The 23,041-nt window shown below is 68.8% G+C and carries 19 protein-coding genes; 3 read left to right on the top strand and 16 right to left on the bottom strand.

Features of this window, described 5'->3' with window-relative positions; translation table 11 throughout:
• Positions 1–5 precede the first annotated feature (5 nt).
• Positions 6–374 carry a hypothetical protein gene (locus BN2156_RS04160; RefSeq protein ID WP_328287093.1) on the bottom strand — a complete coding sequence of 123 codons (369 nt, stop codon included), beginning with the start codon at positions 372–374 and terminating at the stop codon, positions 6–8.
• Complete coding sequence (locus tag BN2156_RS04155; RefSeq protein ID WP_235625333.1) at positions 371–3,271, bottom strand: acyl-CoA synthetase; 2,901 nt, start codon at positions 3,269–3,271, stop codon at positions 371–373. The genes BN2156_RS04160 and BN2156_RS04155 overlap by 4 nt, the downstream gene beginning before the upstream one ends.
• Positions 3,272–3,422: 151 nt before the next feature.
• On the opposite strand from BN2156_RS04155, the gene BN2156_RS04150 reads away from it, so the two are divergent.
• The gene (locus tag BN2156_RS04150) at positions 3,423–5,216 is read left to right on the top strand and encodes an ABC-F family ATP-binding cassette domain-containing protein (RefSeq protein ID WP_090510525.1); all 1,794 of its coding nucleotides are present in this window, start codon (positions 3,423–3,425) and stop codon (positions 5,214–5,216) included.
• Between the two features lie 2 nt (positions 5,217–5,218).
• On the opposite strand, the gene BN2156_RS04145 is transcribed toward BN2156_RS04150, so the two are convergent.
• The 13 genes from BN2156_RS04145 to BN2156_RS04085 all read right to left on the bottom strand — a co-directional run bounded on the left by BN2156_RS04145 (position 5,219) and on the right by BN2156_RS04085 (position 20,063).
• Positions 5,219–6,091 (bottom strand): alpha/beta hydrolase, encoded by an 873-nt coding sequence (locus BN2156_RS04145; RefSeq protein ID WP_090510522.1) that lies wholly within the window; start codon positions 6,089–6,091, stop codon positions 5,219–5,221.
• A gap of 33 nt (positions 6,092–6,124) precedes the next feature.
• Positions 6,125–7,552, bottom strand: coding sequence for an argininosuccinate lyase (gene argH, locus BN2156_RS04140; protein ID WP_090510520.1), 1,428 nt, complete (start codon positions 7,550–7,552; stop codon positions 6,125–6,127).
• Between the two features lie 31 nt (positions 7,553–7,583).
• Entirely contained in the window at positions 7,584–8,783 is a 1,200-nt protein-coding gene (locus tag BN2156_RS04135; protein WP_064900311.1) for an argininosuccinate synthase, read from the bottom strand.
• Between the two features lie 23 nt (positions 8,784–8,806).
• Entirely contained in the window at positions 8,807–9,283 is a 477-nt protein-coding gene (locus tag BN2156_RS04130) for an arginine repressor (protein WP_090510517.1), read from the bottom strand.
• 28 nt (positions 9,284–9,311) lie between these two features.
• Positions 9,312–10,238, bottom strand: a complete 927-nt coding sequence (argF, locus tag BN2156_RS04125) for an ornithine carbamoyltransferase (protein WP_090510514.1) — start codon at positions 10,236–10,238, stop codon at positions 9,312–9,314.
• On the bottom strand, positions 10,235–11,410 hold the full coding sequence (locus BN2156_RS04120; protein ID WP_090510511.1) for an acetylornithine transaminase: 1,176 nt from the start codon (positions 11,408–11,410) through the stop codon (positions 10,235–10,237). Before BN2156_RS04120 ends, argF begins: the two co-directional genes overlap by 4 nt.
• The gene (argB, locus tag BN2156_RS04115; protein ID WP_090510509.1) at positions 11,407–12,285 is read right to left on the bottom strand and encodes an acetylglutamate kinase; all 879 of its coding nucleotides are present in this window, start codon (positions 12,283–12,285) and stop codon (positions 11,407–11,409) included. The genes BN2156_RS04120 and argB overlap by 4 nt, the downstream gene beginning before the upstream one ends.
• Positions 12,282–13,508, bottom strand: a complete 1,227-nt coding sequence (argJ, locus tag BN2156_RS04110) for a bifunctional glutamate N-acetyltransferase/amino-acid acetyltransferase ArgJ (protein WP_090510506.1) — start codon at positions 13,506–13,508, stop codon at positions 12,282–12,284. Before argJ ends, argB begins: the two co-directional genes overlap by 4 nt.
• Positions 13,505–14,539, bottom strand: coding sequence for an N-acetyl-gamma-glutamyl-phosphate reductase (argC, locus tag BN2156_RS04105; protein ID WP_090510504.1), 1,035 nt, complete (start codon positions 14,537–14,539; stop codon positions 13,505–13,507). The genes argJ and argC overlap by 4 nt, the downstream gene beginning before the upstream one ends.
• Before the next feature lie 125 nt (positions 14,540–14,664).
• The gene (gene pheT, locus BN2156_RS04100; protein ID WP_090510501.1) at positions 14,665–17,157 is read right to left on the bottom strand and encodes a phenylalanine--tRNA ligase subunit beta; all 2,493 of its coding nucleotides are present in this window, start codon (positions 17,155–17,157) and stop codon (positions 14,665–14,667) included.
• Positions 17,157–18,200 carry a phenylalanine--tRNA ligase subunit alpha gene (gene pheS / locus BN2156_RS04095; protein ID WP_090515453.1) on the bottom strand — a complete coding sequence of 348 codons (1,044 nt, stop codon included), beginning with the start codon at positions 18,198–18,200 and terminating at the stop codon, positions 17,157–17,159. Before pheS ends, pheT begins: the two co-directional genes overlap by 1 nt.
• A gap of 91 nt (positions 18,201–18,291) precedes the next feature.
• Complete coding sequence (locus BN2156_RS04090; protein WP_090510499.1) at positions 18,292–19,149, bottom strand: rhomboid-like protein; 858 nt, start codon at positions 19,147–19,149, stop codon at positions 18,292–18,294.
• Between the two features lie 26 nt (positions 19,150–19,175).
• Positions 19,176–20,063 (bottom strand): adenylate/guanylate cyclase domain-containing protein, encoded by an 888-nt coding sequence (locus tag BN2156_RS04085; protein WP_090510497.1) that lies wholly within the window; start codon positions 20,061–20,063, stop codon positions 19,176–19,178.
• Between the two features lie 227 nt (positions 20,064–20,290).
• Here BN2156_RS04085 and BN2156_RS04080 point away from each other — a divergent pair, with 227 nt between their 5' ends.
• Together BN2156_RS04080 and BN2156_RS04075 are read left to right on the top strand one after the other, a co-directional pair.
• Positions 20,291–21,310: an oxygenase MpaB family protein gene (locus BN2156_RS04080; protein WP_090510493.1), complete on the top strand. Its 1,020-nt coding sequence runs from the start codon at positions 20,291–20,293 to the stop codon at positions 21,308–21,310.
• Between the two features lie 28 nt (positions 21,311–21,338).
• On the top strand, positions 21,339–22,577 hold the full coding sequence (locus BN2156_RS04075; protein ID WP_090510489.1) for an acyl-CoA dehydrogenase family protein: 1,239 nt from the start codon (positions 21,339–21,341) through the stop codon (positions 22,575–22,577).
• Here the strand turns inward: BN2156_RS04075 and BN2156_RS04070 are convergent.
• Positions 22,574–23,023: a hemerythrin domain-containing protein gene (locus BN2156_RS04070; protein WP_090510486.1), complete on the bottom strand. Its 450-nt coding sequence runs from the start codon at positions 23,021–23,023 to the stop codon at positions 22,574–22,576. The two genes, BN2156_RS04075 and BN2156_RS04070, sit on opposite strands and share 4 nt — an antisense overlap.
• Positions 23,024–23,041 lie beyond the last annotated feature (18 nt).

The following is a 23,041-nucleotide window of genomic DNA, read 5'->3' as shown; positions in this document are numbered from 1 at the left end:
TGAAGTTAGCCCAGCGGGATCTGGATGCCGCCACTAGGGCCGGGCTGCGTGCCCGCCCCGCCAGGGAAGGGCGCGATGCCTCCCGGGAACTGGCCGCCCCCGGGGTTGATCACACCCGGCTGCGTAACCTGCGCGTTGGCCTGGGCCTGCAATTTGCGCTGATAAGACAGGGTGCTCTTGAGCGCGTTGATCAGCGGAACCTGATTGGGCCGCTTGTCGAGGGCCTCGGTGATGGCTTGCCGGTTGGCGTTGGAGGGCTTGTAGCCCTGCTGACGCAGCTTCAGGATGTCGTGGATCAACGTCGAGACCTGGCCACCGCCCTCGCCGGTGTCATAGTCCCTGGCGATGATGGCCAGCGCTTCGTCGGCGGTCATCTGCGGGGCCGCCGGCGCATCGGCCGCGGGGGCATCAGCCGCCGGCGTCGGCTGTGCGGGCGATATGACGCGCCGAGCTCCATATCGGCCACCACGTGCACCACATCGGGTGGGCAGCCCGCAGCCAGATCCTCCAGCGCATGGGTGAGATCGGCGGTCGGGACACTGCCCCCCGGACGCAGCGCCAGAGCCGTCACCGCCAGCTGCCGGCCCGAGGCCTCGACGCCGTAGGTCACCGACATGTCGACCGCATCCAGGCGACCGACCGCGTCGTTGACGCTCGTCGCGAACACCGGCCCCCGCTCGGTTCGGATCACCGCACCACGGTTGTCCACCAGCCAGTAGTCGCCGTCCTCGTCACGGCGGAACAGGAATTCGGTGGACACCCAGGTGTCGGCAGGTGCGAAGACGCCCCGCTTGACCACCGCGGTCGGATCGACCGGGCCGCGCGGATGTGCCAGCAGCACCCCGACCTCGTTGGCCTCGGCCTTGCGGACGAAGCCCTGCTCGTCCTCCAGGATCAAATCGTCGTCGGCGTCGTAAGCGGCCAATTCGACCGTGCCGCTGCCGGGCAGCGGACGTCCCTTGCTGCCGATCTTGGCGCCGGAGACGTTGGCCAGCACAGCCTGGCCGTCGGTGGTCGCGAAGAACTCGACGACCTGGGCCGGCTCGAACACGTCGACCACGCGCTTCCACAACCCGGCCGGCATACCCGAGCCGATGAACAGCCGCACCGGATGGCTTCCGGTGAGCGAGAACGACGGATCGTCGATGACCTCGCGCAGCATGGCCCAGGTGTAGGACACGACCGTGACGCCGTACTGCCGGATCTCCTGCAGGAAGCGGTCGGGCTGCAGCCCGCGAGACAGCGCGATGCGTGAGCCGCCGACCACCGCACCGCCCAGGCTGACCAGCAACCCCGACTGATGGTGCAGCGGGGTCAGGCAGTAGACCGTGTCGCCGCGACCGAGATTGGCCGCCGACGCGGTGCCGAACGCCGACAGTGCCCAGCGGAAGTTGGTGATCTGACGGGCCACCAGCTCACCGCCGACCTCGCTGAAGGCGACGAAGGCCAGGTCGCGGGCAAGACCCGGGTTGGGCCGGTACCAGCCGGGAAGTTCTACGACATCGGGGTCGATCTTCTCCATGTCGACGATCGAATCGACGTCGTCGTATTGCTCCAGATGCAGATCACGGCTCTCGCCGCCGCCCAGCACCAGGACCCGCGAGTCCAGCTCACGCGCCACGGCGAGATGGCTCGGGTCGGCGATGATCTCGGTGACCCCGCCGAGACGGGCAGCCTCGGCCAGATCCGCCTCGGGCAGCAGCACTGCCACGGCGCCCAACCGGGACAGCGCGGCGATCGCGACGAGCGCGCTGGGCCGCGTGTCCATCAACACACCCACCCGGGCGCCCTGGCGCACGCCGACGTCGATCAGGCCGCGCACCACATTGTTGATCCGGCGGTCCACCGCCTCGTAGGTGTGTACCCGGCCGTCGAACAGCAGCGCCTCGCCGTTGGGCGCGCTGCGCGCCTGCTCGCTCATGATGCGCCCGAGCGAGATTCGGGTGTGGTCGTTGACCTGGCCCAGCCGGGCCAGGCGCGGCAATGTGCGGGCCGTCTCGATCACCAGGGTCCGCGCGTTCTTGTTCGCCGTCACCAACGCGTCGGCGGCCGAGCGGGCCACCCCGAACGCCATCTCGGTGGCGGCGGTGGCGCCGTGGGTGATGCGGGTGGAGAACGACACCCCACCCTCGGGGTGATCGGCGGGCTGAGATTCCATGGGGACGACGCCTTCCGGCATCTGCTCTCCGCCAAGCCATTTCACCCACTGGGCGACTGTCGGCCAGGTCTGGGTGGAGGCCTTGGAACCCACCACCAGGCCGAAATGTCCTGCCCGGATGAGATATTCGTAGACATCGGCATCGGGTGCGGCCCGCTTGATGCCCCGCACGGCGGCCGGCTGACCGATGTCGTCGACCTCGCCGACCACCGCGAGGATCGGGCAATCGATGTCGGAGAGCGTGACCAGGTCGCCGTGGACGGAGAAGCCGCCGGTGATCATCCGGTTGTGCGCGATGAACTGCTTGAGCAGTTCGGAGATCGCCGGCCCCGACCAGGCGATCCAGCCTTCCGACGACAGGAACCGGCGCTGCTGTTCACGTGGCAGCAGGGCCTCGCGGTCGTGCAGCTGGCGCAAGAACTCCAGGCGCGACTGAGCAGTCTTGATCGGGTCGAGCATCTGAAAACCGGTACGCGCCAACCAACCCGGGATATCGATGCGGCTGAACACATGGTCGGCCATGAAATCTGCCGCGCCCGCGGCGACCCCCGCCGGCAGGTTCATCGGCAACGCGGCCAGGGTGTCCACCGGTGAGCCGAACGCGATGATGCTCGCCAGATCCTTGGACCTGCGGTAGGCCGCGGCCTGGTAGGCGAACATCCCGCCCTGTGAGTAACCCGCCAGGTGCACGTCGAGCCCGGTGACCTCCTTGACGATGTCGATCGCCTCGGACAACGCCACCACATGGTCGGCGAGGTTGCGCTGCATGCCGCCCTCGACCTTGTCCGGGGAGCCGAAGTCGATCACCCACGGGTCGATACCCGCGGCATGGAGGATGCCGACCGCTCCGTCGTCACGCGTCACGTCCCACATGTCGGCCGACATCATCATCGGGTGCACCATCAGCACCGGCGGACGCGGATTCTGAACCCCGGGGCGGACGTCGGGCGGGAAGTACCGCCGCAACCGGTACATCGGCACGCTCTGGATGATCTGGAAGGGCGATGGGACCGAACCGGTCTCCAGGCCTCCGTAGCGCAGCACCTCCAAACCGTTCTGCGCGGTCGCCAGCAACCGCTCGACCGGTTTGGTCACTGCCGAGAAATCCACCAGCTTGCTCCCCACATGACAACTGACCCCGACCCCCGATTGACGAGGTCATCATGGCACAACAGCAACCGATCACCGACTTGATCACCCTGACGCCGACGGCGGCCCCATGCGGTGCGGTTGCCGGAGCCGCCGAACGATAGGGTCGGCGGCGATGGCTCACCTGCTCGGGGGCGAAACCCTGCATCTGGAGTACCCCACCGGGGTGGTGTTCGACTCGGTCACCGTCGGCGTCAGCGAAGGCGACCGCATCGGCATCGTCGGGCGCAACGGCGACGGAAAATCAACCCTGCTGGGCATGCTCACCGGCCGTATCACCCCGCACGGTGGTCGGGTGACGCGGCGCAGCGGGCTACGGGTGGGATCCCTGGACCAGACCGACACGCTCGATCCCGACCACACGGTGGGCTGGTCACTGGTCGGCGACCGCCCCGAGCACGAGTGGGCCGGCGACGCCCGGATCCGGGACGTGATCGAGGGTCTGGTCTCCGACATCGCGTTCGACGCACCGGTGTCGACGCTGTCCGGCGGCCAGCGCCGCCGGGTGCAATTGGCGGCGCTGCTGATCGACGACTGGGATGTCATCGCACTCGACGAGCCCACCAACCACCTCGACATCCAGGGCATCACGTGGCTTGCCGCCCATATCAAGCAACGGTGGGCCCGGGGCGCCGGCGGGTTGCTCTTGATCACCCACGACCGTTGGTTCCTCGACGAGGTCGCCACCACCACCTGGGAGGTGCACGACCGGATCGTTGAGCCGTTCGAGGGCGGCTACGCGGCCTATGTCCTGCAGCGGGTGGAACGTGACCGCCAGGCCGCCTCGATCGAGGCCAAGCGGCAGAACCTGATGCGCAAGGAGCTGGCCTGGCTGCGCCGCGGCGCACCGGCCCGCACGTCCAAGCCCAAGTTCCGCATCGACGCGGCCAACGCCCTGATCGCCGATGTGCCGCCGCTGCGCAACAACGTCGAGTTGTCCCGGCTGGCCACCGCGCGGCTCGGCAAGGATGTCATCGACCTGCTCGACGTGTCGGTGCGCTTTCCGGGTGCTGAGCGGGAAGTGTTGCGCGACATCGAGTGGCGCATCGGGCCGGGCGAGCGCACCGGCATCGTCGGGGCCAACGGCGCCGGCAAGTCCACCCTGCTGGGCCTGATCGCCGGGACCGTGACCCCGACGTCGGGCCGGGTCAAACACGGTAAGACCGTGCGACTTTCGATCCTCGATCAGCAGTCCAGCGAACTCGACGCGGTGGCCGGAGACATGGTCCGCGAGGTGATCGGCCGGCTGCAGACCAGCTATCAGATCGACGGGAAAGACCTCACCCCGGCGCAGCTGCTGGAGCGGTTGGGCTTCGCGCGCGACCAGCTGTCGACTCGCGTCGGCGAGCTGTCGGGCGGGCAACGCCGCCGGCTGCAGCTCATGCTGGTGGTCCTGTCGGAGCCGAACGTGCTGGTGCTCGACGAGCCCACCAACGACGTGGACACCGACATGCTCACCGCCACCGAGGATCTGCTCGATTCCTGGCCGGGCACGCTGATCGTGGTGTCACACGACCGGTATCTGCTCGAGCGCGTCACCGATCAGCAGTACGCCATCCTGGACGGCCGGCTGCGGCATCTGCCGGGCGGGGTCGACGAGTATCTGCGGTTGACCGAGCAGCGTGCCGCCTCGGCCGGTTCGGCCGCCCCGGCCGCGCGCGCCGAAACCGCATCGGTACAGGCGAGGTCGGGAGCCGAGCTACGCGCCGTCGAGAAGGAGATCTCCTCGATCGACCGGTCGCTGGCCAAGCTGGCCGGCCGCATCTCGGCCAAGCACGACGAGCTCGCCGCCCACGACCAGTCCGACCATGTCGGGCTGGGAAAGCTCACCGGTGAGCTGCGTGAGCTGGAGTCACAGGTGGCCGGGTTGGAGACACGTTGGATGGAGCTGTCCGAGCTCCTGGAATAGCGTCATCCGAGGACACGGTTCAGGAAGGCCAGTTGGTCTGCGATGACCCGGGTACGGACCTCGTCGGCGTAGAAGTCGAAGTGGCTCACGGGGTATTCGAGCAACTCCCCCCGCGGTGCGGCGGCGGCCAGCGCGCCGACCTTGTCCGGCGTGGTCTCGGCGTCCTCGGTGCCCATGCAGACCAGCACCGGACATGTCACCTGACGCGCGAAATCGATTGGGCGGTAGCGCATCATCTCGATGAGAGCGCGGGGAGCCACCTCATTGCGCCACGTGGGGCTGGCCATGCCGGTCACCGCTCGCTGCGCACCCGCACCCGTCATCACCGCCAACTCGCCCGGGGCGCCCACGGCCGCGATGTAGCGCGGCGTCCGGTGCAGCGCGCCGCGCCACCAGTCCTCGGCCATGACCGCGAGCAGGCGCAGCGTCGACCGCGTCGAACGCCCCTCGACGCGGCGGGGAAAACCGTTGAACGGGATCTGGGCGATCACTGCGGCGATCTCGGGGTCGCGCGCGGCCGCGGTCACCACATGGCCACCGCCGAGCGAGGTGCCCCACAACACGATCCGGGCCGGATCGACGCCGTCGAGGCCGCGGGCGCAGGCCACCGCGGCCGTGATGTCGGCCAGCTGCCCCTGGATGCTGACGACCTGCCGGGGCCGGCCACCGCTCTCGCCGAAGCTGCGGTAATCGAAGGTGAGCGTGTGTAACCCGGCGGCGGCGAAGGCCTCCGCGGCGGCCAGCACAGCCGGGGTGTCCTGGGTGCCACCGAAGCCCGTGCACAACACGACGCACGGAGCAGGGTGCCGGCCCGACCTCCGCAGATAACCGATGCAGCGGTCACCACCCACATCGAAGACGACTTGTTCGGCCACGCCTACGACGGTACGCAGGGCCGCTTCGGAGGGCTACCGGCTCAACCGGATCCGCAGCTCTTCCATGGCGTTTCGCACCGTCCCGAGCTGCTTGGCGACCTGGACCGGTGCGGTGCCGCCGCGTGCGCTGCGCGCATTGACCGAGCCCTCCACGGTCAGCACCTCGCGCACCTGCGGCGTGAGGGCGGGATCGATCGAGGCAAACTCGGCGTCGGTGAGCTCGTCGAGCCCGACTCCGCGCCCCTCGGCGGTCTGCACCGCGGCACCGGCCGCCTCATGGGCGATGCGGAACGGAACCCCTTGGCGGACCAACCATTCGGCGATGTCGGTGGCCAGCGTGTAGCCGGCCGGCGCCAACTCGGCCATCCGGGCCTCGTCGAAGGTCAGCGTGCCGACCAGACCGGCCATCGCCGGCAGCAGCAGCTCCAGCTGCGCCACCGAGTCGAAGACCGGCTCCTTGTCCTCCTGCAGGTCCCGGTTGTAGGCCAGCGGCTGCGCCTTGAGAGTGGCCAGCAGGCCGGTGAGGTTGCCGATCAGCCGCCCGGATTTGCCGCGGGCCAGCTCGGCGATGTCGGGGTTCTTCTTCTGCGGCATGATCGAGCTGCCGGTCGACCAGGAGTCGTGCAGCGTGACGTACCCGAATTCGGTTGTGCTCCAGAGGATGATGTCCTCGGCGAGCCGGGACAGGTCCACCCCGATCTGGGCGAAGATGAACGCCGCCTCGGCGGCGAAATCCCGCGCCGCGGTGGCGTCGACGGAATTGTCCGCCGCCGAGGCGAATCCGAGATCCTCGGCAATCGCGTCGGGATCCAGGCCGAGCGAGGAGCCGGCCAGCGCGCCCGAGCCGTACGGCGAGACCGCGGTGCGATCGTCGAAATCGGCGATCCGGTCGACGTTGCGCAACAGCGGATGCGCGTGCGCCAGCAGATGGTGCGCGAGCAGGATCGGCTGGGCGGCCTGCAGATGGGTCTTGCCCGGCATGATCGCCGTCGGATGCGCCGCGGCCTGCACCGCCAGCGCGTTGACCACCTCGAGCACACCGTCGGCCACGCGGCGCACGGCGTCGCGCAACCACATCCGGAACAGCGTGGCCACCTGGTCGTTGCGGGACCGTCCGGCGCGCAACCGGCCGCCCAGATCCGGCCCGACCCGGTCGATCAGGCCGCGCTCCAGCGCACCGTGCACGTCCTCGTCGGTGACGAGCGGCTCGAAACTGCCGTCGGCGACATCGGAACCCAGGCTGTCCAGACCGGCGAGCAGACCGTCGCGCTGTTCATCGGTGAGCAGCCCGGCCCGGTGCAACACCCGGGCGTGGGCCTTGGAGGCGGTGACGTCGTACGGCGCCAGCACCCAGTCGAAGTGGGTCGACTTGCTCAGGGCGGCAAGGGCAGCCGAGGGGCCGTCGGCGAACCGGCCGCCCCACAGCGAGCCCTCGTTGGTGGTTCCGTCGTTGGTGCTCATGTCACCCTCACTGCTCGGCGGTGCTTGCTGCTTACAGACCCAGGTCGCGCTTGGCCGAGATCTTGGAGCTCAGGCCGTGCAGCTGCACGAAGCCCTTGGCCGCGCTCTGGTCGAAGCTGTCGCCCTCGTCGTAGGTGGCGAGGTTGAAGTCGTACAGCGACTCACCCGACCGCCGGCCGTTGACGATGATGGCGCCGGCGTGCAGCACCAGCCGGATGTCGCCGGAGACATGCTGCTGCGTGTGCTCGACGAACGCCTCCAGCGACCGCTTCAGCGGGCTGAACCAGAGGCCGTCGTAGGTGAGCTCGCCCCACTTCTGGTCGACGCCGCGCTTGTACCGGCCCAGCTCACGTTCCAGCGTCACGTGCTCGAGCTCGGTGTGCGCGGTGATCAGCACCATCGCGCCCGGTGCCTCGTAGATCTCGCGGCTCTTGATGCCGACCAGCCGGTCCTCGACCACGTCGAGACGGCCCACGCCCTGGGCGCCGGCCCGGGTGTTGAGCTCCTGGATGATCTCAAGCACGCTCAGCGGACGACCGTCGATCGCGATCGGGCGGCCCTTGTCGAAGCTGATGATCAGCTCGTCGGGAGCGTTGAAGTTGACCGTCGGGTCCTGGGTGTAGTCGTAGACGTCCTTGGTCGGCGCGTTCCACAGATCCTCGAGGAACCCGGTCTCCACGGCGCGGCCCCACACGTTCTGGTCGATCGAGAACGGCGAGCGCTTGGTGACGTTGATCGGGATCGCGTTCTCTTCGGCGAACGCGATGGCCTTCTCACGGGTCCAGGCGTAGTCGCGAACCGGCGCGATGACGTCCAGTTCCGGTGCCAGTGAGGCGAACCCGACCTCGAAGCGCACCTGGTCGTTGCCCTTGCCGGTGCAGCCGTGCGCGACGACGGTGCCGCCATGGCTGCGCGCCGCATCCACCAGGTGCTTGACGATCAGCGGGCGGCTGATGGCCGACACCAGCGGGTAGCGGTCCATGTAGAGCGCGTTGGCCTTGATGGTCGGCAGGCAGTATTCGTCGGCGAATTCGTCACGGGCATCGACCACGACCGCCTCGACCGCACCGCAGTCCAGGGCGCGCTGGCGCACGACGTCCATGTCCTCGCCGCCCTGACCGAGATCGATGGCGACGGCGACGACCTCTTTGCCGGTCTCCTTGCCGATCCAGCTGATCGCGACGGAGGTGTCCAGACCTCCGGAGTACGCCAGGATGACGCGTTCGGACATGAGCAATCTCCTTGTTTTGAGCTCTACTTCAAGTTCTCGATGGTGTGGGCAAGTTCGGCCCCGGTCATCGGGTCGCGCGCCACCATCAGGATGGTGTCGTCACCGGCGATGGTGCCGACCACATACGGCAGGGCGGCACGATCGATCGCGCTGGCCAGGTAATGCGCCGCCCCGGGAGGGGTGCGCAGCACGGCAAGGTTAGCGCTGGCATCCGTCGATACCAGCAACTCCCCCAACAAGCGGGTCAACCGCTCGGTGCCACCGGACACACCCCGTACCGGGCTGCCGTCCTCGGGCACCACATAGACGCCGACGCCGCCGTCGGCGCCGCGCAGTTTCACCGCGCCGAGTTCCTCCAAGTCACGCGACAGCGTGGCCTGGGTGACCTCGATGCCCTCCTGGCCCAGCAGCGCCGCCAGTTCGGTCTGGCTGCTCACCTGCCGCGACGACAGCAGGGCGATGATGCGGGCCTGACGGCCGGCACGTGTGGGCGCGCTCACCTGGGTCCTCGCTCTTCGCGCAAGCGGCTCATCGATTCTCCAGCAACCAGACCAGCAGTGCCTTCTGCGCGTGCAGCCGGTTCTCTGCCTCGTCGAACACCGCGCTCTGTGGCCCGTCGATCACCTCGTCGGTGATCTCATGACCCCGGTGCGCCGGAAGGCAGTGCAGCACAACGGCATCCGGGTCAGCCAGCTTGAGCAGGTCGGCATTGACCTGGAACGGACGGAACGGCCGCACCCGGTCGAGTCCGTCGTTCTCCTGCCCCATCGAGGTCCAGGTGTCGGTGACGAGCACGTCGGCTCCGTCGGCCCCGGCCCGGGCATCGTCGGTGAGCGTCACCGTCGCGCCGGTCTCGGCGGCGCGACGCTTGGCCGCGTCGACGAAGTGCGGGTCCGGCTCGAAACCGGCGGGAGCGGCGATGGTGACGTGGACGCCAGCGGTGACCCCGCCCAGCATCAGCGAGTGCGCCATGTTGTTGGCTCCGTCGCCGAGATACGTCATCCGCAGCCCGTTGAGGTCGCCCCGGCGCTCGGCCAGCGTCTGCAGATCGGCCAGCACCTGGCACGGGTGGAACTCGTCGGACAGCGCGTTGACGATCGGCACGCTCGACCCGGACGCCATGGCGGTCAGCCGCTCCTGGGCGAAGGTCCGCCACACGATCGCGTCGACGTAGCGGGACAGCACCGCCCCGGTGTCCTCGAGGGTCTCCTCGCGGCCCAGCTGGGTGCTGCGGCCGTCGACCACGACGGCATGCCCGCCGAGCTGGGCGATGCCCATCTCGAACGAGAACCGGGTGCGGGTCGAGTTCTTCTCGAAGATCACCGCGACACCGCGCGGCCCCTCGAGGGGGCGCCGGGAGAACGGTGCTTGCTTGAGCTCGGCGGCCAGGGCGAGCACCTCGGCCTGCTCGTCGGGTGACAAGTCGTCGTCGCGCAGGAAATGCCGGATGGTCATCGAGAAGCCTCCACAGCGGTATCGAGAACGGTGGGCAGAGCGGACAGGAACGTCTCGATCTGGCCTTCGGTGATGATCAGCGGCGGCGCCAGCCGGATCACGTCGGCGGCGGCCGCATTGACCAGGAAGCCGGCGTCGCGGGCCGCGGCCTCCACGGCCTTGGCGCTGGGCGCGGTCAGCACCACGCCCTGCAGCAGGCCCTTGCCGCGCACATGGTCGACGAGCGGATGGCCCAGCTCCTCGATGCCGTGGCTGAGGGTCTTGCCGAGCACCCCGGCACGTTCGATCAGGTCCCCGTCGGCCAGCGCCTTGAGCACGCCCAGCGCGGCCGCGGTGCACACCGGATTACCGCCGAAAGTGCTGCCGTGCAGCCCGGGGGTGAGCAGGTCACCCGCGGCGCCGACGGCCAGGCAGGCTCCGATCGGCAACCCGCCGCCCAGACCCTTGGCCAGCGTGACCACGTCCGGGGTGATGCCGTCGTGCTGGTGGGCGTAGAACGCACCGGTGCGCCCGACGCCGGTCTGCACCTCGTCGAGAACCAGGAGGGCGCCGTTCTTCGTGGTGATGTCGCGGGCGGCGGCCAGGTAGCCGGCGGGTGGGACGACGACGCCGCCCTCCCCCATGATCGGTTCCAGGAACACCGCGGCGGTATCCGAATCGACCGCGGCGGCAAGGGCTTCGACGTCGCCGTACGGCACATGGGTGACGTTGCCCGGCAACGGTTCGAAGGGTGCCTGCTTGGCGGGCTGACCGGTCAGCGCCAGCGATCCCATCGTGCGGCCGTGGAATGCGCCTTGGGCGGCAACGATATTCGTCTTGCCGGTGAGCCGGGTGATCTTGAAGGCCACCTCGTTGGCCTCGGTGCCCGAGTTGCAGAAGAACACCCGCGCCTGGGTTCCCAGGTGCCCGACCAGCGCCTCGGCCAATGTGATGCCCGGCTCGGTGGCGTACAGGTTGGAGGTGTGGCCCAGGGTGTTCAACTGGCTGGTGACGGCGTCGATGACGGCCGGGTGGCGGTGGCCGAGCAGGTTGACGGCGATACCGCCGAGCAGGTCCAGGTAGGACTTGCCGTCGGTGTCGGTGACCACGACGCCGTCACCGCTGGCCAGCGCCAGCGGCGGGGTGCCGTAGTTGTTCATCATCACCGCTTCCCAGCGGTCCTGCAGCGTCACGCGTTCACCACCTTGGTTCCGGTTCCTTCATCGGTGAAAAGCTCGACGAGCACGCAGTGTTCGACACGGCCGTCGATCACATGGGCACTCGGCACGCCGCCTTCCACCGCCCGCAGACAGGCCTCGATCTTGGGCACCATGCCCGATTCGAGCCTGGGCAGCAGTTGGGTGAGGGCCGCGGTGTCGATCTCGCTGACCAGTGAGGAGCGGTCGGGCCAGTCGGTGTACAGGCCCTCCACATCGGTGAGCATGATCAGCTTCTCGGCCCCCAGCGCCTCGGCCAGGGCCGCGGCCGCGGTGTCGGCGTTGATGTTGTGCACCACGCCGTCGACGTCCGGCCCGATGGTCGAGACCACCGGGATCCGGCCGGCGTCAATGAGATCGAGCAGCGATTCGGCGTTGACATACTCGACGTCTCCGACCAGCCCGATGTCGGTGGCCACACCGTCGACGGTGACGCTGCGCCGCACCGCGGTGAACAGGTGCGCGTCCTCACCGGTGAGGCCCACCGCGTACGGCCCGTGGGCGTTGATCAGGTTGACCAGCTCGCGGCCAACCTGGCCGAACAACACCATCCGCGCCACATCGAGGACCTCCGGGGTGGTCACCCGGAAGCCGCCCTTGAAATCGCCTGCGATGCCCAGTCTTTTGAGCATGGCACTGATCTGCGGGCCGCCTCCGTGCACCACGACGGGTTTGATGCCGCAGTTGCGCAGGAACACCATGTCGGCGGCGAAGGCGGCCTTGAGGGTGTCGTCGGTCATCGCGTTGCCGCCGTACTTGACGACGACGATCTGGCCGTGCAGTTGCTTGAGCCACGGCAATGCCGAGGCGAGCACCTTGGCCTTGACGCCGCGCTCGATCGTTTCGCTCATGAGCTGTACGCCGAGTTCTCTTCGACGTAGGCGTGGGACAGGTCGGTGGTTCTGATGGAAGCACTGCTGCCTCCCACGGCCAGGTTCACCACCACGGCGATGTCCTCACCGGACAGGTCGACCTCGCGGGCACCCGGCGCGCCGGCGCCGTCGACGCACACCGGAGAACCGTTGAACGACACGCTGATCCGATCCGCATCGAGCCTCACCGGCGCGATGCCGACCGCGGCCAGCACCCGGCCCCAGTTCGGGTCGGAGCCGAACAGTGCGGTCTTGACCAGGCTGTCGCGGGCGATGACGCGGGCCGCGACGAGTGCGTCGTCCTCGCTGTCAGCACCGGTGACGGTGACGGTGACGCGCTTGGTGACGCCTTCGGCATCGGCCTGCAACTGGGCGCACAGGTCGTCGCAGACCCGCAGCACGGCGTCGTTGAGGTCATCCTGGCTCGGTGCGATCTCGCTGGCGCCGGAGGCCAGCAGTAGCACGGTGTCGTTGGTCGAGCAGCTGCCGTCGACGTCGAGCCGGTCGAAGGTCAGCGCCGCGGCCCGCTTGAGCGCGGTGTCCAGCGCCGCGGCGTCCGCGACCGCATCGGTGGTCAGCACCACGAGCATGGTGGCCAGTGACGGCGCCAGCATCCCGGCCCCCTTGGCCATCCCGCCGACGGTCCAGTTCTCCCCCGAGTCCACCGAGTGATGCAGCGCAACCTGTTTCGGCACCGTGTCGGTGGTCATGATGGCCCGCGCCGCGTCGTCGCCACCGGTCAGACCGCCGGCGACCTCGTGCACGATCTCGGTGACACCGGCCAGCACCTTGTCCATCGGCAACCGATCACCGATCAGCCCCGTCGAGCACACCGCGACCTCGATGGCGCCGGTCTCGGTGCCCCAGTCGCTCAGCGCGGAGGCGACGGCCTCGGCGGTGGCGTGGGTGTCCTGGAAGCCCAGCGGCCCGGTGCAGGCGTTGGCGCCGCCCGAGTTCAGCACCACCGCGCGCAAGCGGCCGGTGGTCAGCACCTGCTGCGACCACTTCACGGGTGCGGCCTTGATCTTGTTGCGGGTGAAGACACCCGCCGCGGCGTAGTCCGGGCCCTCGTTGAACACCAGGGCCAGGTCCGGCGCACCGGATGCCTTGATACCGGCGGCGATTCCGGCGGCGCGGAAACCGGCCGGGGCGGTGACGCCCTGGGTGCGTACCAGCTTGGCCGTCTGTGCCGCTTCAGTCACGGTGCCACTCCCACGATCGACAGTCCTTCGGTTTCGGGCCAGCCCAGCGCCAGGTTCATCGACTGCACCGCGGCGCCGCCGGTGCCCTTGGTGAGGTTGTCGATGGCGGCGATGGCCACCAGTGTCTTCGCCTGCTCATCGACGCCGACCTGGATCTGCGCGGCGTTGCTGCCGATCACCGAACCGGTCTTGGGCAGCTGCCCCTCGGGCAACAGGTGGATGAACGGCTCTGCGTCATAAGCCTTTTCGTACGCGGCCCGGACCTCGGCCGCCGACGCCCCGGTGCGGGCGGTGCAGGTGGCCAGGATGCCCCGGGAGGTGGGGATCAGCACCGGGGTGAACGAGACGGTGACGTCCTTGTCGGTCACCGACCGCAGCCCCTGGGCAATCTCCGGGGTGTGCCGGTGCTTGCCTGCGATGTTGTAGGCACGCGCCGAGCCGATCACCTCCGAGCCCAGCAGGTCCACCTTCGCGGACTTGCCCGCGCCGGAGGTGCCGCTGACGGCGACGACGGTGACGGCGGGTTCGACGAGATCGGCGGCCACCGCGGGCAGCAGCGCCAGCAGTGCGGCGGTCGGATAGCAGCCCGGCACCGCGATGCGCTTGGTGTCCTTGAGCCGGTCCCGGGCGCCGGGCAGCTCGGGCAGGCCGTAGGGCCAGCTGCCCGCGTGCGCCGAGCCGTAGAACTTCTCCCAGTCCGCGGCGTCGGTCAGCCGGAAGTCGGCCCCGCAATCGATGATCAGCGTGTCCGGTCCGAGCTGTTCGGCCAGCGCGGCGGAATGACCGTGCGGAAGCCCGAGGAACACCACGTCATGCCCGGCCAGCACCTCGGCATCGGTGGGCTCCAGCACCCGTGAGGCCAACGGCAGCAGGTGCGGGTGATGCTCGGCGATCGTGGTCCCGGCACTGGAGGCCGCGGTCAACGCCCCGATGGTCAACCGGCCGTCAGCGTAGGCCGGATGCCCGAGCAGCAATCGCAGGATCTCTCCGCCGGCGTAGCCGCTGGCGCCGGCCACCGCTATCGAAGTCATGCGGGCAATTCTGCATTCTTATGCATGCAGATGCAAATTCATTAATACGCCCGGTGCCGACTGTGTCACTGGTGCACGTCAACCGGCAAAAATACGTACAACAGCGTCACGTTCGCGGCGGGAACCTAGCCGCGCAGCACAGCGCCGACGCGCTCGCCGGCGACAGCGACGGCAGCGTCGCGGGCGGCGCTGGCCTCGTCCTCGGTCAGGGTGCGATCGGCAGCCCGGAACCGCAGCGCCAGGGTCAGGGACTTACGCCCCTCCCCGATCTGCGGGCCGGTGTAGACGTCGAACAAGCGGACGTCCTCCAGCAGCTCGCCGGCTCCGTCACGGACAGCGTCGACAACGGCGGCCGCGGCCACCTCGTCACCGACCACCACGCTGATGTCCTGGAACACCGCCGGGAACGGTGACACCGACGGCGCGGGCAGCACCTCGACGATCGGCACGGAATCAAGGTCGAGTTCGACCGCACAGGAGCCCTTGGGCAGACCGGTCCGCTCGATGACCGCCGGATGAAGCTGGCCGGCGTACCCGACGACGGTGTCGCCGACGAGCACCTCGGCGCAGCGGCCCGGATGCCACGGCAGCTCCTGGGCGGCGCGCAGGGTGAATTCCACCCCGGACGCCCGGCCGATCACCCGTACCGCCTCGAACGCGTCGGCGGCCTCCACCGGACGTCCCGGCCCCCACGGACCGGCGGGCTCACGCAGCCCGGTCAGCACCGCCGCGACGTGCTGCGGCTGGCGCGGCAGCGAGGCATCGAGGCCGGCGATCTCCTCGTCGGTGGGCCTACGGTCGTTCGGGATTCGCTCGACGGACCGGGTCTCGGCCGTGGGATGCACCACCTGCTGGATCGCGAACAGCGCGACATCGGCCGCACCACGGGATACGTTGCGGCCCAAGGCTTCCAACAGACCGGGCAGCAACGTGGTGGCCAGCTGCGGCCGGTCGGCCTCCAGCGGGTTGAGCACCTTGGTGGCGTTGCGGCGCGGATCCTCGGCGGCCAGGCCCCAGGCGTCGAACACCCCGGCCGGCAGGAACGGCGTGGGCAGCACCTCGACGAATCCGGCCAGCGCCAGCGACTTCCCGATCGCCCGGCGCCGCTTCTGCACCGCGGTCAGGCCGCGGCCGGCCGGCGCTGTCGGCAGCACCGACGGGATGGACTCCAGGCCCTCCAGCCGCAGCACCTCCTCCACGAGGTCGGCGCGCTGACGCATGTCGGGCCGCCAGCTGGGCGGGATGACGGTGAGCAAATCGGTGCCGGTGACGTCAGCGCCGATCTGGGCGAGACGACGAGCCGTCGTACCTGCGGGGTATTCGACGCCTGCGGTGCGGTCGGGCAGGTCCGCGGGGATCTCGACGGCCGGCTGGGACCAGTCGGTGCGCCCGTCGGCGCGCCAGTCGGTGAGCTTCGGTTCGACGGTTCCGCCGGCGATCTCGGCCAGCAGGGTCGCGCAACGGTCCAGGGCCGCAACCGAAATGGCCGGATCCACCGAGCGTTCGTAGCGGCGGCCGGCCTCACTGGCCAGGTGCAGCCGACGCTGGGTGCGCGACACCGCGGCCGGATCCCACACCGCGGCCTCCAGCAGCACATCGGTCGTGGAATCGCGCACCTCGGTGGTGCCCGCGCCCATCACACCGCCGATCGCGGCGGTTGCGACGTCGTCCACGATCAGTACGTCGGCCGAGTTCAGGGTGCGCTCGACATCGTCGAGCGTCACGACCTTCTCACCGTCGCGGGCGAACCGCACGGCGAAACCACCGGTGATCAGGCTGCTGTCGTGAGCGTGCATCGGGTGGCCGATCTCGAGCATGACGTAGTTGGTCACGTCGACGGCAGGCGAGATGGCGCGGATGCCGCTGAGAATCAGCCGGCGCTGCAGCCACCACGGCGACACTGCCGCCGGATCGATGCCGGTGACCGGGCGTAGACCGAAGCGCTGCACCCCGGTTCCGGGCTCCACGGTCAGCGGCCAGGCCTCGCCCTCGGCGGGCAGCGGCGCCACGTCGGCCAGATCGACGAAGTCCAGATCGTGGGCACACGCGATCTCGCGGGCCAGGCCGCGCACCGACAGGCAGTAGCCGCGGTCAGGCGTGATCGCCAGGTGGAACACCACATCGTCGAGGCCCAGAACCTCGGCGGCCGGGGTACCCGGTTCGGCGGTGCCGGGCGGCAGGACCAGGATGCCCGCACCCTCGACACCCAGGTTCATCTCCGAGGCCGAGCAGATCATGCCGTCCGAGACCCGCCCGTAGGTCTTGCGGGTGGCGATGGTGAAGTCACCGGGCAGCACGGTGCCGGGCAGTGCCACCACAACCAGGTCACCGACCGCGAAATTCGTTGCACCACAGACGATGTCGCGGGGCGCACCGTCCACATTCTGGACGCCGACGTCGACCTTGCAGGCCCGGATCGGCTTCTTGAACTCGGTGAGTTCCTCGATCTCGGCGACCCGGCCGATGGTCAACGGACCGGTCACCGGGCCGATCGGGATGATCTCCTCGACCTCGTGGCCGATCCGGATGAACGTCTGCTCGAGTTCCTCGACCGACACATCCCAATCAGGGGCACCGGCACGGACGGCCTCACGCAGCCAGCTGAACGGAATCCGCATCAGGCACCGACCCCGAACGGCAGCGAGAACCGGACGTCACCCTCGACCATGTCGCGCATGTCAGGAATTCCGTTGCGGAACTGCAGGGTTCGCTCCAATCCCATGCCGAAGGCAAATCCGGAGTACACGTCGGGGTCGATTCCGCAGGCGCGCAACACATTCGGGTTGACCATGCCGCAGCCGCCCCATTCGACCCAGCCGGGGCCGCCCTTCTTACCGGGGAACCAGATGTCGACCTCGGCCGACGGCTCGGTGAACGGGAAGAAGTGCGGGCGGAACCGGGTGCGCCCCTCCGGCCCGAACTGGGCCCGCGCGAACGCGTCCAGCGTGCCGCGCAGGTGCGCCATGGTCAGGCCCTTGTCCACCGCCAGCCCCTCCACCTGGTGGAACACCGGCGTGTGGGTGGAATCCAATTCATCGGTGCGGAAGGTCCGACCGATCGAGACGATGTACACCGGAAGCTCGCGCTCCAGCAGTGCCCGGACCTGCACCGGCGAGGTGTGGGTGCGCAGCACCTGCCGTGACCCGTCCGGGGCGATCTGGAAGGTGTCCTGCTCGCTGCGCGCCGGATGGTCCGGCGGGAAGTTCAACGCGTCGAAGTTGAACTGCTCGGTCTCGACCTCGGGCCCCTCGGCCAGTTCCCAGCCCATCGCGACGAAGGTGTCGGCGACGTTCTCGGCCAGGATTGTGATCGGGTGCCGGGCACCGACGGGCTGCCGCGTCGAGGGCAGCGTCACATCGATACGTTCGGCGACCAGCACCTCGGCGTCGCGCTCGGCGCGCAGTGCGGCCAGCCGCTCGTCGTAGGCACACTGGGCCTCGCCGCGGGCCACGTTGACCCGTTTGCCGGCGTCGGCGCGGTCGGCCTTCGGGAGCGTCGCCAACGCCTGGCGGGCCAGGGCGATCGGGGCACGATCACCGAGGTGCTCGGTCTTGGCGCGCGCCAACGCATCGAGGTCACCGGCCAGCTCAAAGGCATGCCGGGCCGCGCTGACGGCTTTGGTCAGGGCTTCTTCTGAGAGATCACTGGGCTGCTCAGCCACCCGGCGATCATAGGCGATCGGCACGTCGCGCCTCGAATCCCTTTGCCCCCGGCTACTCCTCCGGCATGCCGATCCTGCACCGTGCCGAGACCTATGAGTGGCTCATGTCCGCCGAGCTGCTCGGGGATCCACCGGGATCCCGGAGGTCGGAGCGGGTGGCGGACTCGGCGACCGGGTCCGTCCGATCGTGGATCCCGCCACGGTGTGGGGTGAGTGCGCCGGCCACCGTCGCGCCGAGGACGCCCGCGCCGGCGGCGAAGGGGAACAGCGCCGGATCTCCGGCCAGCAAGGCCAGGCCGAAGAAGGCTGCCACGCTCAACAACAGGTACCTGACGGCGGTCCAGCCCTGCGGTCGGCCCAGCCAGGCGGACAGCACCATGCCGAGTATCAGCGCGACAACGTGGCCGATGCCGGTGAAGTCGGGCCCTTGTGCGACCACCGCCACGCCCACCGCCAGCCAGAAGCCCACCCACGCCGGGCGCCAGCGCACGGCGATCGCCGCAGTGAGCGCCCCCAGGACCGCCGCAGCCCCGTAGCTCATCCCGACGTCGACGTCGCGGCTGACCGACGCCGGGGCCCAGCCCGCCCTCACCGCGACCGTGAGGCCGGCTGCCACCAGCAGGGTGGCGCCCACATGACCGACGGCAAAGGCGAGCACGAGACGCTTGCTGCGCCAGAGCAATTCGGCCAGCGCCAGCAGACACACGAGTCCCGGCAGCCAGGCGTAGACCGGGCCGGCGTCGGTGACGAAGGCGCTGCTGAGCAGCGTGCCGAAATGCCCGTGCCGCAGATTGTGCAGGTTGGTGCTGACGTGTCCGAGGATCTTGTCGTGGGTGCCAGGGTCGATCGCCAGCAGCACAGTGGTGACCACGGCCAGGATCGCCGCGTACGCCAGCGTGACCGGAATTCTGGTCAGCTGGGTCAGGATCGCCGACGCGCGCCCGAGCACCAGATCGACTATCCGCCCGCCGCCTCTCAGGTGGCTGGCAGCTGCCTGGGAGTTTTCACCCGGTACATCACCAGATCGTCGGGCACACCTTCGGGCTTGTTCGAGAACATCTGCCGCCGTTGACGTTTGACAGTTACCCCGAGTTCGGCCAGCTGATCTTCGGAGATGCCCTCCAGCGTGGTGCCCGACACCACGAGCCCACCGTTGGCGGCCCGCTCCATCACCCGGGCGGTGATGTTGACGTCGACACCCAACCAGTCCGAGCCGATGCGCTGCGGGCGCCCGGTGTGGATCCCGACGCGCATGCGCGGCGCGTAGCCGTCCATGTCGATGCTCTTCACCCCGTCGAGCGCCACGCGCATCGCCGACAGGGCGGTGCCCGGATCGGAGAACACCGCCATCATGCCGTCACCCATGCGTTTGACGATGTGACCGCCGGCCTCCAGCACCGGGGGCTCGATCACCTGCGCCACCCGGCGCAGCAAACGCAATGTGGCGTCATCACCGGAACGCAACGACCATGACGAGAAACCGACCAGGTCGGTGAACACCAGCGTCACCTCAGGATTGGCCGGGGTTCCCGAGACGCGTTCGGTCAGCGCCTGCCACACCTGGAGCGCACCGAGGCTCACCTCGCGTGAGGCTACGTCCCGGTCCAGCAAACGGTCGGCCACCCGCGCGGCGGCGCGGGGACCGCCCTCACCCGACGCCGACAGGCGGTCACCGAAATCCGGATCCCCCGGCAACGCCCGGCGGACCCGCCGGACCAGATCGATGACGGCCGGGCTGCGGTTGGTGCGTTGCAGCCATCCCAGCGGACCCGGCAGCCCGGGTGCCCTCACCTGGCGCTGCTGCGGCGCCTGCTCGACATCCCCGACTCGTCCGGACGGGTCATCGAACGGCTCGCCATCCACAGCGCAAGACTAAGTGGCGTGCGGACCGGGCGGCAATCACGCCACGTGCGGGTTTGCCCACACTCTCCCGACGTCGGCAAACCAGGCTGGTCACGACGCTGTGGCGCGACGGTAGCCACCCAATAACAGTGCGCGACGCCGCGCCGTGGCGTCGTAGACAACATGCGTTGTCACTACTATCGTTGGGTCAGCTGTGATCCATGTCATGACGAGTCAACGAGGACGCGATGACCACACGAGTCGCCACCGGCAGCAAGCACGATCCACTCGGCCCGGATTCGCTCACCTGGAAATACTTCGGCGATCTGCGCACCGGGATATTGGGCGTGTGGATCGGCGCGATCCAGAACATGTATCCCGAACTCGGCGCCGGCGTCGAGGAACATTCGATCCTGCTGCGCGAACCCCTTCAGCGGGTGGCCCGGTCGGTGTACCCGATCATGGGCGTGGTTTACGACGGCGACCGCGCGGCGGATACCGGCGCGCAGATCAAGGGGTTCCACACCACGATCAAGGGCGTCGACGGCCAGGGGCGGCGCTACCACGCGCTGAACCCGGAGACGTTCTACTGGGCGCACGCCACGTTCTTCATGCTCATCATCAAGACCGCGGAGTATTTCTGCGGCGGGCTCACCGAGGCCGAGAAGCGCCAGCTGTTCGACGAGCACGTGCAGTGGTACCGCATGTACGGCATGAGCATGCGGCCGGTTCCCAGCACCTGGGAGGAGTTTCAGGAGTACTGGGACGCCAAGTGCCGCGACGAGCTGGAGATCAACCGGGCCACCCTCGACATCTTCACCATCCGGATCCCGAAGCCGTGGTTCGTGCTGATGCCCACGCCGGTGTGGGACCAGCTGTTCAAACCTCTTGTCGGAGCACAGCGCTGGATCGCGGCGGGCGTTTTCGACCCGGCGGTGCGCGAGAAGGCCGGAATGCGCTGGACCCCCGGTGACGAAGTGTTGCTGCGGATCTTCGGCAAGATGGTCGAGTTGGCGTTCGTCGCCGTCCCCGACGAGATCAGGCTGCACCCGCGTGCCATGTCGGCGTACCGCCGCGCGGCCGGGAAGCTACCGGCCGACGGACCGTTGGTGGAAGCGCCGAGCTTCATGGACCCGCCCCGCGACCGCAGAGGCCTGCCGATGCATTACCTGCCGCGGCGCAAGACCCTGCTGGACCGGGCCGGAGCGCTGGTCCACACCACGTTCTCGCTGCCGGCGCTGCGCCCCGCCCGCCGCCCCGCGGCCTGACTTTTTGACACCTGTCTAAGCTGTCGGAATGCTTGATTGGTCTGATGTCGACATCGCCGTGCGTGACGCGGTTCGTGAGTTCGTGGACAAGGAGATTCGCCCGCACCTCGACGAGCTCGAGAGCGGCGACATGGAGCCGTACCCGATCGTGCGAAAGCTGTTCGCCACGTTCGGCATCGACGCCCTTGCCAAGGAGTCGCTGGACAAGCGGCTGGAGAAGCTGCGCAGCGGCGACACCAAGCCCTCGGGTGCACGCGGCGGCATGTTCGGCGGCAGCGGCTCGCCGGGTATGGGCTTCGTCCTGATCAGCGAACTGTGCCGGGTGTCGATGGGCCTGGTCACCGGCCTCGGCGTCAGCCTGGGCCTGACCGTGTCGACGATTCAGAGCCGAGGCACCCTGGCCCAGCAGGAACGGTGGCTGCCCGGGCTGGTGACCTACGAGAAGATCGGCGCCTGGGCGATCACCGAACCCGATTCGGGCTCCGACGCGTTCGGCGGCATGAAGTCCTACGTCACTCGTGACGGCGACGATTACATCCTCAACGGCCAGAAGACCTTCATCACCAACGGCCCCGACGCCGATGTGGTGGTCGTCTACGCCAAGCTCGACGAAGGTGATGGTGCGGACAAGCGCAACCGGAAGGTTCTGACCTTCGTCCTCGACCGCGGCATGGAGGGCTTCGTGCAGTCGAAGCCGTTCCGCAAGATGGGCATTCACTCATCGCGCACCGGCGAGCTGTTCTTCAACAACGTCCGGCTGGGCCGCGACCGGCTGCTCGGCGAGACCGAGGGATCCGACGACGGCGCCGACGAGGGCCGCGCCAGCGCCCGGTCGAACTTCTCGGCCGAACGCATCGGGGTGGCAGCGATGGCCCTGGGCGTCATCGAGGAATGCCTGCGGTTGAGCGTCGACTACGCCAAGACCCGCACCCTGTGGGGCCAGGAGATCAGCCAGTTCCAGCTGATCCAGCTCAAGCTGGCCAACATGGAAGTGGCCCGGATGAACGTGCGCAACATGCTGTTCCGCGTCATCGAATCCGCAGAGAAGGGCGTGCCGATCTCGCTGGCCGAGGCCTCGGCGATCAAGTGGTACTGCTCGCAGGCCGCCACCGACGTCGCGATGGAGGCAGTCCAGCTGTTCGGCGGCAACGGCTACATGACCGAGTACCGGGTGGAGCAGTTGGCCCGCGATGCCAAGTCGTTGATGATCTACGCCGGCAGCAACGAGGTGCAGATCACCCACGTGGCACGGGGTTTGCTCAGCTAGCCCCGGCCCTGGATCATTTCGCGACCCGGGTGCGCCTCGCGCCACCCGGCCATCGCGGCATCCCAGTCGACGCCGTCGAGCGCGGTGAGCGAGGCCGGGAACAGTCCGTCCTCTTCCTTGGCGATGTGGACGTACAGTTCCTCGACCTCCGCGCGCACCCGTTTCTGATCCTCCGGATCGGACAGGTCGACGACTTCGAGGAACGCCGCCAGCTCCCGGTGCTCTGCCACCAACGGGTCGATGTGCTCGGCGTACAGCTCCTCACGATGCATCACCGCGAACAGCCCGTTCTCCTCACCCTGCCAATGGGAACGCAGCTCCTCGAACATCGCCGCCAGCCGCTGCCGGGCGACGTCCAGCTCACCTCGGTCCAGGGCGCGCACCGCTTCGCGGCCGTGATCGACCGCCCGCTCATGCTCTGCGATGTAGTCCCGTATCAGCGGCATGTCCCGGCATCCGCAGTA

The organism is Mycolicibacterium neworleansense (assembly GCF_001245615.1).
Taxonomy (GTDB): Bacteria; Actinomycetota; Actinomycetes; order Mycobacteriales; family Mycobacteriaceae; genus Mycobacterium; species Mycobacterium neworleansense.
The sequence above is the reverse complement of the archived record's forward strand: the minus strand, read 5'-3'. Positions and strand labels throughout refer to the sequence as shown.

Excerpts from the sequence above, each read along its gene's own strand:
- BN2156_RS04160 (WP_328287093.1), bottom strand. The coding sequence starts at position 374 with ATGACCGCCGACGAAGCGCTGGCCATCATCGCCAGGGACTATGACACC.
- BN2156_RS04150 (WP_090510525.1), top strand. The coding sequence starts at position 3,423 with ATGGCTCACCTGCTCGGGGGCGAAACCCTGCATCTGGAGTACCCCACC.
- argH (WP_090510520.1), bottom strand. The coding sequence starts at position 7,552 with ATGAGCACCAACGACGGAACCACCAACGAGGGCTCGCTGTGGGGCGGC.
- BN2156_RS04135 (WP_064900311.1), bottom strand. The coding sequence starts at position 8,783 with ATGTCCGAACGCGTCATCCTGGCGTACTCCGGAGGTCTGGACACCTCC.
- argF (WP_090510514.1), bottom strand. The coding sequence starts at position 10,238 with ATGACCATCCGGCATTTCCTGCGCGACGACGACTTGTCACCCGACGAG.
- argB (WP_090510509.1), bottom strand. The coding sequence starts at position 12,285 with ATGAGCGAAACGATCGAGCGCGGCGTCAAGGCCAAGGTGCTCGCCTCG.
- argC (WP_090510504.1), bottom strand. The coding sequence starts at position 14,539 with ATGACTTCGATAGCGGTGGCCGGCGCCAGCGGCTACGCCGGCGGAGAG.
- pheT (WP_090510501.1), bottom strand. The coding sequence starts at position 17,157 with ATGCGGATTCCGTTCAGCTGGCTGCGTGAGGCCGTCCGTGCCGGTGCC.
- BN2156_RS04080 (WP_090510493.1), top strand. The coding sequence starts at position 20,291 with ATGACCACACGAGTCGCCACCGGCAGCAAGCACGATCCACTCGGCCCG.
- BN2156_RS04075 (WP_090510489.1), top strand. The coding sequence starts at position 21,339 with ATGCTTGATTGGTCTGATGTCGACATCGCCGTGCGTGACGCGGTTCGT.
- BN2156_RS04070 (WP_090510486.1), bottom strand. The coding sequence starts at position 23,023 with ATGCCGCTGATACGGGACTACATCGCAGAGCATGAGCGGGCGGTCGAT.